The organism is Brachybacterium aquaticum (genome assembly GCF_014204755.1).
GTDB classification, from domain to species: Bacteria; Actinomycetota; Actinomycetes; order Actinomycetales; family Dermabacteraceae; genus Brachybacterium; species Brachybacterium aquaticum.
Window position 1 is genome coordinate 3,120,854 of sequence record NZ_JACHLZ010000001.1, and the last position, 14,811, is coordinate 3,135,664.

Annotated in this window: 15 protein-coding genes and 1 riboswitch; of the genes, 7 read left to right on the plus strand and 8 right to left on the minus strand. The window is 72.0% G+C overall.

Annotated features, from left to right (window positions below):
• Positions 1-304: 304 nt before the first annotated feature.
• The 8 genes from ribH to dnaA all read right to left on the minus strand — a co-directional run bounded on the left by ribH (position 305) and on the right by dnaA (position 9,983).
• Positions 305-814 (minus strand): 6,7-dimethyl-8-ribityllumazine synthase, encoded by a 510-nt coding sequence (ribH, locus tag HNR70_RS14025; RefSeq protein ID WP_184326199.1) that lies wholly within the window; start codon positions 812-814, stop codon positions 305-307.
• Positions 811-2,118 carry a 3,4-dihydroxy-2-butanone-4-phosphate synthase gene (ribB, locus tag HNR70_RS14030; protein WP_184326200.1) on the minus strand — a complete coding sequence of 436 codons (1,308 nt, stop codon included), beginning with the start codon at positions 2,116-2,118 and terminating at the stop codon, positions 811-813. Before ribB ends, ribH begins: the two co-directional genes overlap by 4 nt.
• Positions 2,115-2,837 (minus strand): riboflavin synthase, encoded by a 723-nt coding sequence (locus HNR70_RS14035; RefSeq protein WP_184326201.1) that lies wholly within the window; start codon positions 2,835-2,837, stop codon positions 2,115-2,117. The genes ribB and HNR70_RS14035 overlap by 4 nt, the downstream gene beginning before the upstream one ends.
• A gap of 32 nt (positions 2,838-2,869) precedes the next feature.
• A complete protein-coding gene (gene ribD, locus HNR70_RS14040; protein ID WP_246375236.1) occupies positions 2,870-3,958 on the minus strand; it encodes a bifunctional diaminohydroxyphosphoribosylaminopyrimidine deaminase/5-amino-6-(5-phosphoribosylamino)uracil reductase RibD in 1,089 nt (362 codons plus the stop codon).
• 123 nt (positions 3,959-4,081) lie between these two features.
• Positions 4,082-4,212: riboswitch (FMN riboswitch) on the minus strand.
• A gap of 108 nt (positions 4,213-4,320) precedes the next feature.
• Entirely contained in the window at positions 4,321-5,208 is an 888-nt protein-coding gene (locus HNR70_RS16420; protein ID WP_184326202.1) for a DciA family protein, read from the minus strand.
• Positions 5,205-6,446 carry a DNA replication/repair protein RecF gene (gene recF / locus HNR70_RS14050; RefSeq protein WP_184326203.1) on the minus strand — a complete coding sequence of 414 codons (1,242 nt, stop codon included), beginning with the start codon at positions 6,444-6,446 and terminating at the stop codon, positions 5,205-5,207. Before recF ends, HNR70_RS16420 begins: the two co-directional genes overlap by 4 nt.
• Positions 6,447-6,465: 19 nt before the next feature.
• A complete protein-coding gene (gene dnaN, locus HNR70_RS14055) occupies positions 6,466-7,590 on the minus strand; it encodes a DNA polymerase III subunit beta (protein WP_184326204.1) in 1,125 nt (374 codons plus the stop codon).
• 605 nt (positions 7,591-8,195) lie between these two features.
• On the minus strand, positions 8,196-9,983 hold the full coding sequence (dnaA, locus tag HNR70_RS14060; RefSeq protein ID WP_184326205.1) for a chromosomal replication initiator protein DnaA: 1,788 nt from the start codon (positions 9,981-9,983) through the stop codon (positions 8,196-8,198).
• A gap of 358 nt (positions 9,984-10,341) precedes the next feature.
• Here dnaA and rpmH point away from each other — a divergent pair, with 358 nt between their 5' ends.
• From rpmH to HNR70_RS14095, 7 genes are all read left to right on the plus strand, one after another.
• On the plus strand, positions 10,342-10,479 hold the full coding sequence (gene rpmH / locus HNR70_RS14065; protein WP_102235578.1) for a 50S ribosomal protein L34: 138 nt from the start codon (positions 10,342-10,344) through the stop codon (positions 10,477-10,479).
• 28 nt (positions 10,480-10,507) lie between these two features.
• Complete coding sequence (rnpA, locus tag HNR70_RS14070; RefSeq protein ID WP_184326206.1) at positions 10,508-10,876, plus strand: ribonuclease P protein component; 369 nt, start codon at positions 10,508-10,510, stop codon at positions 10,874-10,876.
• A gap of 10 nt (positions 10,877-10,886) precedes the next feature.
• Entirely contained in the window at positions 10,887-11,183 is a 297-nt protein-coding gene (yidD, locus tag HNR70_RS14075; RefSeq protein WP_184326207.1) for a membrane protein insertion efficiency factor YidD, read from the plus strand.
• Between the two features lie 85 nt (positions 11,184-11,268).
• Positions 11,269-12,378, plus strand: coding sequence for a membrane protein insertase YidC (yidC, locus tag HNR70_RS14080; protein WP_184326208.1), 1,110 nt, complete (start codon positions 11,269-11,271; stop codon positions 12,376-12,378).
• A 66-nt stretch (positions 12,379-12,444) separates the two neighbouring features.
• The gene (locus HNR70_RS16060) at positions 12,445-13,164 is read left to right on the plus strand and encodes a Jag family protein (RefSeq protein ID WP_246375238.1); all 720 of its coding nucleotides are present in this window, start codon (positions 12,445-12,447) and stop codon (positions 13,162-13,164) included.
• An 8-nt stretch (positions 13,165-13,172) separates the two neighbouring features.
• Positions 13,173-13,838, plus strand: coding sequence for a 16S rRNA (guanine(527)-N(7))-methyltransferase RsmG (gene rsmG / locus HNR70_RS14090; protein WP_184326209.1), 666 nt, complete (start codon positions 13,173-13,175; stop codon positions 13,836-13,838).
• Positions 13,825-14,754: a ParA family protein gene (locus HNR70_RS14095; RefSeq protein WP_246375240.1), complete on the plus strand. Its 930-nt coding sequence runs from the start codon at positions 13,825-13,827 to the stop codon at positions 14,752-14,754. The genes rsmG and HNR70_RS14095 overlap by 14 nt, the downstream gene beginning before the upstream one ends.
• Positions 14,755-14,811 lie beyond the last annotated feature (57 nt).

The following is a 14,811-nucleotide window of genomic DNA, read 5'->3' on the forward strand; positions in this document are numbered from 1 at the left end:
GGGCGGGCGCGCCCTGGTGGGGGTCCCCCGGTCGACGTCGGCCGAACCTCCCCCATTCTAGCGAAGAAGGCCCTGTGAACCTATTCGGACGCCCCGATCCTGTGGACGACGCGGCCCGGAAGCCGCCTCAGACGCCTCGTGGCGGCCTCGGGAACGCGCGGGGAGGGCGGGAAATGGGGGCGGGTACGCCCCCCGGGGTGCTGAAGCGGCTGCGGCGCGTCTGACGCTCCCGATCTCCGCGCTCCGGTGACCGGCGGGTCACCGCGCTCCGCCCGTCGGTCCGGCGCCCGAACCCCGGGGGTGCTCAGCCCGCGACGGGCACCTCCTCGGCGGGCGCCGGGTCCCCGAGCTCCGCGAGCAGCCCGGCCGTGGCGAGCGCGGCGGCCGCCGCCTCGTGCCCCTTGTCCTCGTGTGAGCCGGCAAGCCCGGCGCGATCCCGGGCCTGGTCATCGTCGTCGCAGGTCAGAAGGCCGAACCCGACGGGGACTCCATGGTCGAGGGCGACGCGGGAGAGCCCGTCGGTCGCCGCGGCGCACACGTACTCGAAGTGCGGGGTGCCTCCGCGGATCACGACGCCGAGGGCGATCACCGCGTCGTGGTCGCGGGCGAGGCGGTCCGCGACGAGCGGCAGCTCGAAGGAGCCGGGGACCCGTACGAGGCGCGGCCGCTCGATCCCGGCCTCGGCGCAGGCGCGCAGGGCCCCGCTGACGAGGCCGTCCATCACCTCCTCGTGCCAGGACGCGGCGACGATCGCGACGCGGGTGCCGGGGCGGGCGGGGGTGATCTGCGGGGCGGGGGCTCCGTGGCCGCTCATGCGGGGACTCCGTTCGTGGGGGCGGTGCTCGAGGGGGTGGTGCTCGTGGGGGTGGGACGGGTCAGCACCGGCTCGGGCAGGCCGAGGAGGTGATGGCCGAGCCGGTCGCGCTTGGTGGTGAGGTAGGCGAGGTTCTGGGCGGTGGGGTGGGTGTCGAGGTCCACGACGCGGCGCACCTCGACCCCGCCGGCCGTGAGCTCGCGGGCCTTGTCGGGGTTGTGGCTGAGCAGGTCGATGCTGTGCACGCCGAGGTGGGCGAGGATCCGCGGGACGATGCCGTAGCTGCGGGCGTCCACGGGCAGGCCGAGGTCGAGGTTGGCCTCGACGGTGTCGCGGCCCGCGTCCTGCAGGGCGTAGGCGCGCAGCTTGTCGGCCAGGCCGATGCCGCGTCCCTCGTGGCCGCGCAGCAGCACGAGCACGCCGCGTCCGGCGCGGTCGATGCGGTCCAGGGATTCGTGCAGCTGGGGGCCGCAGTCGCAGCGGTGCGAGCCCAGCACGTCCCCGGTCAGGCACTCGGAGTGGACCCGGGTGAGGACGGGCTCGTCGCTGGTGACGTCGCCGCGCACGAGCACGAGGTGCTCGGCGTCGGCCCCGCCGCCGCGGCCGGGCTCGCGCACGGCGAGCGCCTCGAAGGTGCCGTGGTCGGTGGGGAGGGTGACCGGGGCGGTGACGTCCAGGGCCAGGTCGCCGGTGGCCAGACGGTGGACGGCGAGGTCCTCGATGGAGATCAACACCAGGCCGTGCCGGTCGGCGAACTCGCGCAGGGCCGGACCGCGCTGCATGGTGCCGTCGTCGTGGACGAGCTCGACGATCATGCCCACGGCCTCGAGGCCGGCGAGGCGCGTGAGGTCGACGGCCGCCTCGGTGTGCCCGCGACGTTCGAGCACCCCTCCGGGACGGGCGCGCAGCGGGAGGACATGGCCGGGGCGGGCGAGGTCGGTGGGGGCGGTTTCCGGATCGGCGAGCAGGCGCAGGCTGCGGGCGCGGTCGGCGGCGGAGATGCCGGTGGTCACGCCCTCGCGGGCGTCGACGCTGATCGTGTAGGCGGTGCGCAGCGGGTCGGTGCTGTCCGCCACCATGAGCGGGAGCTCGAGGGCGTCGGCCCGCTCGGCGCTCATCGGGGCGCACAGCAGGCCGCTGGAGTGGCGGACGGCGAAGGCGATCGACTCCTGGGTCGCGGCGGAGGCCGCGAGGATCAGGTCGCCCTCGTTCTCGCGGTCCTCGTCGTCCACGACGACGACCGGGCGGCCGGCCGCGAGGGCGGCGAGCGCGTCCGGGATCGGGTCCAGGCGCAGGCCGCTCATCGCACGGCCCCCGCGACAGAGGTCGCCGGGACAGAGGTCTCCCCGACGGGAGTCGCTGCACCCCGCGCAGCCGCCGGAAGGAGTCTGCCGGTGAGCCGCTCGACGTACTTGGCCAGCACGTCGACCTCGAGGTTCACGCCCTCGCCGACCGCCCGGTGGCCGAGCGTGGTGCGCGCGAGGGTCTCGGGAATCAGCCCGATCGTCACCCGGGCGCCGCCGTCGGCCGTGACCTCGTCGGCTGTGCCCACGTCGATCGCGCCGTCCTCGAGACCGGCGACGGTGAGGCTCACCCCGTCCACGGCGAGGGAGCCGCGGTCCACGACGTAGCGGGCGAGCCCGGCGGGCAGGGCGATATCGATCAGGGTGGTGCCGTCCTGTTCGCGTCGGCCGACGATCTCGCCGACGGCGTCGACGTGGCCCTGCACGATGTGGCCGTCGAGCCTCCCGTCCGCGCGGACGCAGCGCTCGAGGTTGACGCGGTCGCCGGAGGTGCGGCGGCCGAGGGTGGTGGCGGCGAGGGTGGTGGCGATGACGTCGGCCGTCCAGACCTCCCCCTCGTGGGAGGTGACGGTGAGGCAGCAGCCGTCCACGGCGATCGAGTCGCCGAGGCGGATGCCGTCCAGGACGTGCGGGGAGCGGATGCGCAGGCGTGCGGGACCGTCCGCGTCGTGGGTGAGGGACTCGACGGTGCCGAGCTCCTCGATGATGCCGGTGAACATGGGCGTCCTTCCTGGTGGGAGCGGTGGGGTGGTCAGCGGGTGCGGGGCTGCAGCAGCAGGCGCAGGTCGGTGGGGCCGTCCGGGGTGGGGAGCGGGCGGAGGTCGCGCAGCTCGAGGTCGAGCCGGTCGGTGATCGTGGTGATGCCGAGGTCTCCGATGCCGGCGGGGCCGGCGCCGAGGAGGCTCGGAGCGAGGTGGACGATCAGCTCGTCGACGAGGCCCGCGGTGAGGAAGGCCGCGGCGAGGGTCGGCCCGCCCTCGACCAGCACATGGCGGATGCCTCGGTCGAAGAGGTCCTCGAGTGCGGCCTCGGGGTCACGGGTGCGCAGGCGGAGGGCTTCACCGGCGCCAGGGAGGGTGGGCAGGGCCGGCGCCTCGCCCTCGCCCATGACGACCCGGAGGGGCTGGCGGGCGCGGAGGGTGCCGTCCTCATGGCGGGCGGTGAGCTGCGGGGCATCGAGGCGCGCGGTGCCGGTGCCGACCAGCACCGCGTCGCAGCATTCGCGCAGGTCGTGGACCTCGGCGCGGGCGGCGGGGCCCGTGATCCAGCGGCTGGTGCCGTCGGCCGCGGCGGCGCGGCCGTCGAGGGTGAGGGCGAGCTTGGCGGTGACCAGGGGGCGGTGGTGGACCAGTCCGTGCTCCCAGCCGCGAAGCAGCTCCTCGGCCCGCGCGGTGAGCTGCGGGTCCTCGCTGACGGCGACGTCGATCCCGGCCTCGCGCAGGGTGTCCAGGCCCCCGGCCGCGACGGGGTTCGGGTCGCGGCGGGCGACGACGACGCGGGCGATGCCGGCGTCACGCAGCGCCTGCGTGCAGGGGCCGGTGCGGCCGTGGTGGTCGCAGGGCTCGAGGGTGACCAGGGCGGTCGCTCCGCGGACGGGACCGGTGGCGCTGCGCAGCGCGTCGACCTCGGCGTGGGCGGTGCCGGCGCCGCGATGGCGGCCCTCGCCGAGGATCCGCCCGTCGGGGGCGAGGAGCACGCAGCCGACGCGGGGGTTCGGACCGGCGGGCACTCCCGGAGCTGCGGCGAGGTCGAGGGCGTGGTGCAGTGCGGCGCGCTCCGCCTCGGTGGTGCACGACATGGTGGTGCACGGGGTGGTGGCCTCGGTATCGGCCCTGCTCATCTGCTCTCCTCCGGTCCGCGGCTCGCGGTCCGAGGAGAGGGAGGGGCGACGAGGGCGACGTCCGCAGGGTGCGGCGCGGACGGTGCACGGAAGCACCGACGGCGGACCGTCCCATGGACGTCGTCGCGTGCTCTTCCCATCCGGACTCTCACCGTCGGTCCAGGAGTTCCACCTGGTCAACCGGGGGCCTGAGAGCCCTCGGGTCGCGGACTGTCACCGCCGGCTCGGAATTTCACCGACCCCAGTGCACGCGAGCTGTGTCAGCTCGACTCCCACACCGTAGCAAGCGCACCCGGGTGCGTGTCCTCCTGTGAACGCGGGACGAGACGCCGCAGGTCAGCCGCGCAGCCCCACCATGCTGCTCACCCGTAGGTGTCGCGCGGGCCGCGCCAGGTGACGGTGCGGCGTCCCTTCTTCCAGCTGCGCTCGGCCGCGGCGGGCCCGGTGACCTTCAGCTCGGAGACCACGTGGGAGCCCACGTGCTCCTCGATGGTGGTGATCAGCTGCGGGGTGAGCATCCGCAGCTGCGCCGCCCAGGCGGAGGAGGAGGCGCTGACCACGAGCACCCCGTCCTCGAAGGACACGGGCCGGCAGTGGGTCGCGATCCGTTCGCCCACGATCTCGTCCCACTCGTCCAGGACCCGGCCGGTGCTCATTCCCTCCATCCAGCCGAGGTTGCCGAGCACCTTCTTCAGCACCGACTGGATGCCCTGCGGGTCGCGGGGGTCGGGGCGGGAGCCGGAGTAGCCCGGCGCCCGGTCGGACCGGTCGCGCAGATCCCTGGCCTGAGTCTTCGCGGAGATGGGGAAGAGTCCGCGGTCGCGGGCGGCGGCGCGGGAGCGGTTCACCGTGCGGCGCGCGAGCTCGAAAGGATCGGCGGGGGTGGGCAGGTCCGGCGGGTCGTAGAGCTCCTGGTCGGGCTCGGGCCCGAGCGCGGGGGCAGCCCCGTCGCCGGGCTCGGCCGGCAGCGCGACGCGCGGCGCACGGCGGCCGACGGGGGCCTCGACGCGGGGTGCGGCGTCGGCCGGGACATCGCCTGGGACACCGGCCGCGGCGCCGAGCTGTGCGGTCCCGTCGGCTGGACCCGCCTCTCCCGGCCCCGCCGCTCCCGCACCTCGCCAGGTGCCGAGGTCGTAGGGGTTCGCGAGCCGCGGCCGCGCGGGGCCCGCGGCCCTGCCGCTCCCGCCGGCGGCTGCACCGCCCTGGCCGGCGCGCCCCGCCCCGCCCCGTCGGCCGCCGCTGCTGCTCACCGCGGCACCGCCTCGCCGAGGCGCACGTCGACCACGTGGATCTCCCCGTCGAGCGAGGCGGGGATGTCGGTGTCGTTGGCGGTGGTGATGAGGACCTGGGATGCGCCGGTGACGATCCGACCGAGGCGCTCGCGGCGGTGCACGTCGAGCTCGCTGAACACGTCGTCGAGGATGAGGATCGGCTCACCGTCGCCGAGGTCCCCCTCCTCCAGGCGCAGCAGGTCGTAGCTGGCCAGGCGCAGAGCGAGGGCGAGGGACCAGGACTCGCCGTGGCTGGCGTAGCCCTTGGCGGGGAAGTCGTGCAGGCGAATCTCGAGGTCGTCGCGGTGGGGTCCGGTGAGGGAGGCGCCGCGGTCGATCTCCTCGTCGTGCCGGGCGGCGATCATCTCGAGCATGGCGTCGTGGATCTCGCGCAGCCCGGGCAGCTCGCCGGGCGCGGTGCCGAGCTCGTCGAGGACCGCGGAGCGGTAGCGGACGTCGGCCGGGGAGCTGACCTCGCCGCGCTGGGCGGGCGGCAGATCCAGTGCCGCCTCGGCACCTTCGTCGGTCGCGACCCGCAGGTAGGAGTAGCCCAGATGCGGGCGGAGGCGGTTGACGAGGTGGAGCCGGGCGCGCAGCAGGTCGGCGCCGTGGCGGGCGAGCTGCTGGTCCCACACCTCGAGCGTGCTCGCCGCGGACTCGGCCGGGTCGAGCCCGCCCACGCTGCGGCCGCTGCCGCCGCGGCGCATGGAGCGCATCTGCTTGAGCAGGTTGCCGCGCTGCTTGAGGACGCGGTCGTAGTCGGCCTTCACCGAGGCGTAGCGGGGGGCGATGACGAACAGCAGCTCGTCGAGGAAGCGGCGCCGGCCCTCGGGGTCGGCCTTGACCAGGCCCAGGTCCTCGGGGGCGAAGAGCACCGCGCGCACCTCGCCGAGCAGGTCGCGCAGGCGGGAGACGTTCTGACCCTGCAGTCGGGCGCGGTTGGAGCGCCCGGGGGTGAGTTCGAGGTCGACCTGGAGGGGACGCCCGGCGCGCACGAAGCTCGCCCGGATGATGGCGGTCGACTCCCCGCGGTGCACGAGCGCCGCGTCGTGGGGGACGCGATGGCTGGAGAGGGTCGCGAGGTACCAGACGGCTTCGACGATGTTGGTCTTGCCCTGGCCGTTCGGGCCCACCATGACGGTGATTCCGGGCTCGACGGGCAGGCTCAGCCGCTGGTAGGAGCGGAAGGCGGTGAGATCGAGGGCGGTCAGCTGCACGGAGGGAGCTCGACCTCCCTCAGATCCGCATCGGCATGATCAGGTACTTGTACGAGTTGTCGGGCTCGCCCTCGAGGGACTCCTGGCCGGTCATGACGGACGGCTTGATGGAGTCGGTGAAGGTCAGGCGCGCGAACTCGGTGCCGAGCGCGCCGAGGCCGTCGAGCAGGAAACCGGAGTTGAAGCCGACGACCAGGTCCTCGCCCTCGAGCTGCGCCTCGAGCACCTCGCTGGCCTGGGCGTCGTCACCGGCGCCGGCCTCGAGGGCGACCTGGCCCTCGGTGAAGGACAGGCGTACGGGGGTGTTGCGCTCGGCGACGAGGGAGACGCGCTTGACCGCGTCGATGAGAGCGCCGGTGGAGACCACGGCGGTGATCGCGGTCGTGTCGGGGAACAGGCGCCTGACCGGCGGGTACTCGCCGTCAACGAGGGTGGAGGTGGTACGGCGACCGCCGGCCTCGAAGCCGATGAGGTTCGCGGAGTCGTCGTCGTTCAGAGCGATCTCGACGCCGCCGCCGGTGGCCAGCGAGCGGGCGACCTCGTGCAGGGTGCGGCCGCGGACCAGGGCGGTCAGCTCGGTGCCGGGGGTCGAGGGGTTCCACGTCAGCTCGCGCAGCGCCAGGCGGTAGCGGTCGGTGGCCATGAGGGTCATGGTCTCCCCGGCGATCTCGACCTTCACACCGGTGAGCAGCGGAAGGGTGTCATCCTTCGACGCCGCGACGGTGACCTGGGAGATCGCCTCGGAGAAGAGGTCGGCGGCGACGGTGCCGGCGACCGGCGGCATCGCGGGCAGCTGGGGGTACTCCTCGACGGGGAGGGTGGCCAGGGCGAAGCGGGCGCTGCCGCAGCGGACCTGGAGCTTTGTGCCCTCGAGCGCGATGGAGACGTCCTTGTTCGGCAGGGCCCGGACGATGTCGGAGAGCATGCGGCCCTGGACCAGCACCTCGCCGGGCTGCTCGACCTCGGCCTCGAGCCGGATCTGCGCGCTGACCTCGTAGTCAAAGGTCGACAGCTGTAGCTCACCGCCGGCATCGGCGACGATGCGCACGCCCTGCAGGATCGGCATCGCCGGACGGACGGGGAGGGTACGGGTGGCCCAGGAGACGGCGTCACCGAGGACGCCGCGATCGAGGTGGAACTTCACCGTTTCCACTCCTTCGCAGTGGTCGAATGCCAGAACGTGATCGACGTCGTCGAACGGTGCACAGCGTATCGGGTCTCGAGCCCTGCCGCCGACACACCGGCGCCGATCCTTGACATCCGATCCCCTCCTCGTCCGTGCTCCTCGCTCCGCCGCTGCCCTCCGCCGGCCGTCGCCGCCCGGCCCTCCCCGTCCACATCCCCGTCGAGCAACTACCTGCAGTCCTCATCATCACGGCTGTGGATTCCGTGGAAAAGTGTCATTCGCGCAGGTCGCAATCGGAACTGACGGCGTGGGTCGCTCGTGGAGAATGACAACTCCTCCGTGGGCGGACTGTGCACGGATCAGCGTGCTCCGCCGGTTCCTGTCATTTCTCCATGCACATCGGCTCCTGCGCGGATGCTCGTCGTTCCACACTGTCCACAGAGTTATCCACAATTGGGGAGAGCGACAGGATGACCTGGACTGTCATTCGCTCGTCCCCAGAGCATCCACAGCTCCCCTTCGTCGCGGTTCCGCGCACTTCCCGCCGCTCGTCGGCCGACGGAAGCGTTGCCGACGTCACGCGCAGCGGCGCCTCACGGCTGTCCCACACTGCGCGAGGGCGACTACTGACGGCTCGAGGAGCTCTTGATCCGTGCGGTCAGCTCGGTGACCTGGTTGAAGATCGCCCGACGCTCCTTCATGAGCTCGCTGATCTTCTTGTTCGCGTGCATGACGGTGGTGTGGTCGCGGCCGCCGAACTCCTCGCCGATGCGGATCAGCGGCATGTCGGTGAGCTCCCGGCAGAGGTACATGCCGATCTGGCGGGCGGAGACCAGGCGCCGGCTGCGGCCGGTGCCCACGATCTCCTCGACCGAGAGCCCGAAGTAGGTCGCGGTCTGCGCGATGATCGTCGACGCCGTGATCTGGGCGCCGTCGTCGTGGGAGAGCAGGTCCTTGAGCACCGACTCGGCGAGGGTGACGTCCATGGGCTGGCGCGACAGGGAGTGCAGCGCCTGCACGCGGATCAGCGCGCCCTCGAGCTCGCGGATGTTCGTGGCGATGTGGGAGGCGATGTACTCCAGCACGTCGTGCGGGACCTCGCCGGTGTTCTCCTGCGCCACCTTCTTGCGCAGGATGGCGATGCGGGTCTCGAGGTCCGGCGGCTGCACGTCCGTCATCAGGCCCATCTCGAACCGGGAGCGCATCCGGTCCTCGAAGCCGCCGAGCTCCTTCGGGGGCAGGTCGGAGGTGATGACGATCTGCTTGTCCGAGTTGTAGAGCGTGTTGAAGGTGTGGAAGAACGCCTCCATCGTCTCGGGCGCGCGCTGCAGGAACTGGATGTCGTCGATGAGCAGGATGTCGATGTCGCGGTACCGGCGCTGGAACTCCTGCGCCTTGCCGAACTGACCGGACTGCACGGAGTTGATGAACTCGTTGGTGAACTCCTCGGAGTTCACGTACCGCACCACCACGTTCGGGTACAGGCTCTGCGCGTAGTGGCCCACCGCGTGGAGCAGGTGCGTCTTGCCGAGGCCCGAGCCGCCGTAGATGAACAGCGGGTTGTAGGCCTTCGCCGGCGTCTCCGCCACGGCCGACGCCGCCGCCTGGGCGAATCGGTTCGAGGACCCGATCACGAAGGTGTCGAAGGTGTACTTGCTGTTCAGGCGCGAGTCCTCGCCGAGGGTCGAGCCGCCCGCGGACGGGGCGGGCCGGGAGGGAGCCGGCATCGGGGAGGGGGCCGACGAGCCCGTCAGCGCCGAGAGTCCCGCGTAGGCGCTGGGGTCGTCGGCCGCGGAGCCGTGGAATCCGGTGTCCAGGCGCGCGCCGCCGCGCGTGAAGGGTCCGGCCGACGGGGAGGCGCCGGCCGAGCCGGCCGACGTGCTCGAGGGCAGGGCGGCCCGGCCCAGCTCGCCGCTGCGGGGAAGGACCGAGCCGCGGCCGCCGTCGGCGTCCGAGGGGCCCGCGGAGTAGCCGTCCCCACGCCGGAACGGCGCGTTGTGGACATCCTGTCCGGCACTGTCCACATCGTTGTCCACAGAATGTGCACCGGAGGAGGTGGAGGAGGAGGTCAGCGGGGCCGACGGGGCCGCGGAGGCGGTCTGTGCGGACGGTGCCGCGGCGGGCGCCTCGTCGTCGTCGCCCTCGAGCAGCAGCGACTCGTCCACCGTGACCGCGAAGCGCAGGTCCTTGCCGGTCGCCTCGCTGAGCGCGGCCTTGAGCGAGCCGGCGATCCGGTGCTCGATCAGCTCCTTCGCCGAGGTCGAGGGCACGGCGAGCAGGGCGGTGTCCGCCACCACGGCCATCAGACGGGACAGGGTCAGCAGGGCGATGACGCGCTGCGACACGGTGTCGTCGCGGCGCAGCGTGCTGAGCGTGCGCTCCCAGATCGCGTCGGCGTCAGCCTCGGACATCAGTCACTCCCTACAGGTCGGGCGCGGGTCGGAACAGTTTTCCACAAGATCCCCAGTATTGTGGACAGGAGATGTGGATAGAAGGTGGGCGTCCCCACAGGACCCCCTCCGCGCCGTGCCAGGCAGTGAGAATCGGGCCACAACCAGGCCTCTCCGGGGATCTTCCATTGACCCCGTGCACCCTCGCGCCTAAAATCGTGCAGTCAGCGCTGCGCGCCGCCCGTTCCGGCGCCGTCCCTGGGCTCCCAGGGGCCATGGCAGCCGCCCCGCTCACGCGGGTGCGCCCGGACACCCGTCCGCGCAGCAGACCACACGCCACCGCGAGGGGCACGTCCGTGCCCGACCATCGAGGAGAACCATGAGCAAGCGCACGTTCCAGCCGAACAACCGTCGCCGCGCCAAGAAGCACGGCTTCCGCGCCCGCATGCGCACCCGCGCCGGCCGCGCCATCCTGAACGCCCGTCGCGCCAAGGGCCGCTCCGAGCTCTCCGCCTGAGCGGCGAACCGGGCCGGAGCCTCACGGCGTGTACTGGTCCGCTCGTCGACTGCACAGCAGCGACGAGTTCCGTGCGGTCACCCGCGGTGGTGTGCGCAGCGCCCGATCCCACGTGGTCGTGCATCTGACCCTGCTGACGCAGGGGGAGCACGCACCCCGCGTGGGATTCGTCGTGTCCAAGAAGATCGGCAACGCCGTGGTGCGCAACCGCGTCACCCGTCGGCTGCGCGAGATCGTGCGCCCGCACCTCGAGACCCTGCCCCCCGGCAGCGCGCTCGTGCTGCGGGCGCTTCCGGGCATCCAGGACCAGTCCTTCGCCGAGCTCCGGGACGATGTCGACTCGGCGCTCGGCACCGCCGAGCGCAAGCTCGAGCGGCGCACGGCGGCAGTGCCATGAGGGCCGCGCCGTGACCGCCCCCGGTCCGCTCCGCTCCCTCACGAGGCTACCTCGCCGGCTGCTGATGCTGCCGGTGCGCGCCTATCAGGTGGGCATCTCTCCCTACACCCCGCCCGCGTGCCGGTACGACCCGGTGTGCTCGCAGTACGGCATGGACGCCCTGCGGACCCATGGCGCGGTGAAGGGGACCCTGCTCACCACCTGGCGCATCCTGCGCTGCAACCCCTTCACCAGGGGCGGGCTCGACCCGGTGCCCGCGCCCGGCATGTGGAGCAATCCACGCCGACTGCGGCACCCGGCCCCTTAAGGCCTACCCTTGTCCAAGACTCCCGACCACAGCCGTCACCTCGCATGAACGACATGCGCATCCGTGCGGCAGGAAGACCAGGCCGATGAATCCCCTGTATCCGATCGAATGGGCCGTGGCATGGCTCATGGTCCAGTTCCATGCGCTGCTGTCGCTGTTCATGGAGGCGGACTCCGGCCTCACCTGGGCCCTGTCCATCGTCGGCCTCACGGTCGTGGTCCGCACCCTGATCATCCCGCTGTTCGTGCGCCAGATCCGGGCGTCGCGGGCGATGCAGATGGTTTCCCCGGAGCTGCAGGCCGTCCAGAAGAAGTACAAGGGCAAGACGGACCCGGACTCCCGCCAGAAGATGGCCGAGGAGACCATGGCCATCTACAAGGACGCGGGCGCCAGCCCGTTCTCCTCGTGCCTGCCGGTGCTGTTGCAGATGCCGATCTTCTTCGGCCTGTTCCGAGTCCTGTTCAACAAGCTGCCCCAGGCCGCCGCGGGTGAGGGCTTCGGCCCCCTGACCCCGGAGCTCGCGCGCTCCGCCAGCAACTCCACCTTCTTCGGCGACGTCACCATCGCCGACAGCTTCCTGAACTCGGGCGACGGCGGGATCACCACCAAGATCGTCGCCGGCATCATCATCGCGGCCATGTGCGCGGTCACCTTCTTCACCCAGAAGGAGCTGACCATGAAGAACATGCCCAAGGCGGCCCTCGAGGGTCCCATGGCCAGCACCCAGAAGATGATGCTGTACATGCTCCCGTTCATCTACGTGATCACGGGACCGGGCATGCCGATCGGTGTGCTCATCTACTGGCTCACCACGAACGTGTGGACCTTCGCCCAGCAGTACATCGTCATCCGCGCGACCCCGACCCCTGGCTCCGACGCCGAGAAGGACCGCCAGGAGCGGATCAACGACAAGCGTGCGAAGAAGGGTCTGGAGCCGCTGGACTTCACCCCGCCGAAGAAGGTCTCCGAGCCCGATCCGGAGCCGGAGCGCCAGATCCGCGTCCAGCCCTCCGCCAAGAACACTGGCGGCAAGAAGCTCTCCGACGAGGAGAAGCTGCAGCGCGCCCGCGAGGCGCGCGCGAAGGCCGCCGAGGAGCGCCGTGCGGCGCAGGAAGCCGCCGGAGAGACGCCCTCCGCTCCCCAGAAGGGCTCCAGCGCGCTGGACAAGGGCGCGAAGAAGAAGCGGAAGAAGTGACCTCACCCCCGGGAGCACGGTCGCTCCCGGGAGACATCCATCCCCAGCATTCCCGGAGGACCCCGAATGAACGAGACCACCCCCGACGCGCCCGCGGTCGACGACGACGTGCAGCAGGAGATCGCGACGCAGGGCGAGGCCGCATCGCTGGAGAGCGCTGCGCCGCAGGAGAGCACTGCCCCGCAGGAGAGCGCCGCGCCGTCGGCCGTATCGGCTGACACCGACACCGACGCAGACAACGACGCCGACGACCAGGCTGCGGAGGAGCGGGCCGGCGGCGACCCGTCCGACGACGACCAGGCCGGCGAGAGCGCGGAGGAGCGCCTGCGCCGCCTGGAGGAGGAGGGCGACATCGCCGCCGACTACCTCGAGGAGCTGCTGGACATCGCCGATCTCGACGGCGACATCGACATCGATGTGGACGGCGACCGGGCCTCCGTCGAGATCCGCGGCGCCGACCGCCTCGCCGAGCTGAACCGCCCCAAGGGCGAGCTGCTGGATGCCCTCCAGGAGCTCGCGCGTCTGGCCGTGCAGACCCGCACCGGCAGCCGCTCCCGCCTCATGCTCGACATCGGCGGCTTCCGCGCCGAGCACAAGGGCGGGCTCGAGGAGCTCGCGGCCACCGCGATCGCGGAGGCGAAGGAGACCGGCGCCCCCGTGCCGCTGCGCCCGATGAACCCCTTCGAGCGCAAGGTGGTCCACGACGTCGCCAAGCGCGAGGGCCTGCGCTCCGAGTCCGACGGCGACGGCAAGGGCCGCCACGTCGTGATCTACCCGGCCTCCTGAGGCTCCCCGTGCTGCCTCTTCCCGATCCGCTGCGACCGGCGGCCGAGCGCGTCCTCGGGGACCGTCTCGAGTTCGCCGAGCGTTTCGTCGACCTGCTCGCCGAGCAGGGTCCCGAGCGCGGGCTCATCGGTCCCCGTGAGGTGGACCGGCTCTGGGAGCGGCATCTGCTCAACTGCGCGCTGATGGCCGATGCGATCCCGTCGGACGCCCGCACCCTGGCCGACGTCGGCTCCGGCGCCGGCCTGCCCGGGGTGGTCCTCGCGATCGCGCGCCCGGACCTGTCGGTCACCCTGATCGAGACCATGCAGCGTCGTACGACGTGGCTCGAGGAGGTCGACGCCGAGCTCGGCCTCGGCCTCGAGGTGGTGCGCGCCCGGGCCGAGGACCTGCACGGGCAGCGGACCTTCGAGGTCGTCACCGCCCGGGCGGTCGCGGCGCTGGACAAGCTGGCCCGCTGGACCCTCCCCCTGGTGGAGGACGGCGGGGTGCTGCTGGCGATGAAGGGCTCCTCCGCGGCCGACGAGATCGTCAAGGCCGAGAAGGTCCTCACGAAGCTCGGCGGGGTCGATCCCACCATTGCGCAGTACGGGACGGGCGAGGTCGAGGTTCCCACTACAGTGGTCCAAGTGCGTCGCCGAGCGAAGGCGAGCAGGAAGGGAGATGCGCGTGGCTGAGAAGCGCGACGACTCCTCCCAGGGGGCGGGGTCGATGGACGACACCCCGCTGATGCGGGAGCTCACCCGGGATCACGCCCGGCGCAGGCAGCTCGAGGGCGTGGAGTTCACCGCCCCGGAGAGCACGAGGATCATCACGATCGCCAACCAGAAGGGCGGCGTGGGCAAGACGTCCACCGCCGTGAACCTGGCGGCAGCGCTGTCGATGGGTGGCCTGCACGTGCTGGTGATCGATGCGGATCCGCAGGGGAACACCTCCACCGCGCTGAACATCGAGCACCATGCCGAGGTGCCCAGCATGTACGAGGTGCTTGTCGAGTCCGCGCCGATCTCCGACGTGGTCCAGGACGTCCCGGACATGGAGCGCCTGCAGTGCGCGCCCGCCACGATCAACCTCTCCGGCGCCGAGATCGAGCTGGTCTCGCTCGTGGCGCGGGAGAACCGGCTGCGCAACGCCATCCGCGACCACCTCGAGGACCGCGCCGCCCGGGGTCTGCCGCGGCTGGACTACGTGCTCATCGACTGCCCGCCGTCTCTCGGCCTGTTGACGGTGAACGCCCTGGTCGCGGCCCGCGAGGTGATGATCCCGATCCAGGCGGAGTACTACGCGCTCGAGGGTCTGACGCTGCTGCTGAACAACATCGATCTGATCCGCCAGCACCTGAACCCGGAGCTGGTCGTCTCCACGATCCTGTTGACGATGTACGACGCCCGCACGCGGCTGGCGGCGCAGGTCGCCCAGGACGTGCGCGAACACTTCCCGGAGCAGACCCTGGAGGCCACGATCCCGCGGTCGGTGCGGATCTCCGAGGCGCCCAGCTACGGCCAGACCGTGCTGACCTACGATCCGAGCTCCAGCGGAGCCCTGGCGTACCGTGCGGCGGCGTACGAGCTGAACACGCGTCCCGCTCCCTGATCCCGACCACGACCCCACTCCTGACATTCACCCCGCTGGGCCGCAGCACCGCGCGCA

What these genes read in the sequence shown, in the direction of transcription:
- ribH (WP_184326199.1), bottom strand. Translation starts at nt 814, where the DNA reads ATGAGCGGCCACGGAGCCCCCGCCCCGCAGATCACCCCCGCCCGCCCC.
- HNR70_RS16060 (WP_246375238.1), top strand. Translation starts at nt 12,445, where the DNA reads ATGAACGAGACCACCCCCGACGCGCCCGCGGTCGACGACGACGTGCAG.
- dnaA (WP_184326205.1), bottom strand. Translation starts at nt 9,983, where the DNA reads ATGTCCGAGGCTGACGCCGACGCGATCTGGGAGCGCACGCTCAGCACG.
- rpmH (WP_102235578.1), top strand. Translation starts at nt 10,342, where the DNA reads ATGAGCAAGCGCACGTTCCAGCCGAACAACCGTCGCCGCGCCAAGAAG.
- ribB (WP_184326200.1), bottom strand. Translation starts at nt 2,118, where the DNA reads ATGAGCGGCCTGCGCCTGGACCCGATCCCGGACGCGCTCGCCGCCCTC.
- ribD (WP_246375236.1), bottom strand. Translation starts at nt 3,958, where the DNA reads ATGAGCAGGGCCGATACCGAGGCCACCACCCCGTGCACCACCATGTCG.
- HNR70_RS14095 (WP_246375240.1), top strand. Translation starts at nt 13,825, where the DNA reads ATGCGCGTGGCTGAGAAGCGCGACGACTCCTCCCAGGGGGCGGGGTCG.
- HNR70_RS14035 (WP_184326201.1), bottom strand. Translation starts at nt 2,837, where the DNA reads ATGTTCACCGGCATCATCGAGGAGCTCGGCACCGTCGAGTCCCTCACC.
- yidC (WP_184326208.1), top strand. Translation starts at nt 11,269, where the DNA reads ATGAATCCCCTGTATCCGATCGAATGGGCCGTGGCATGGCTCATGGTC.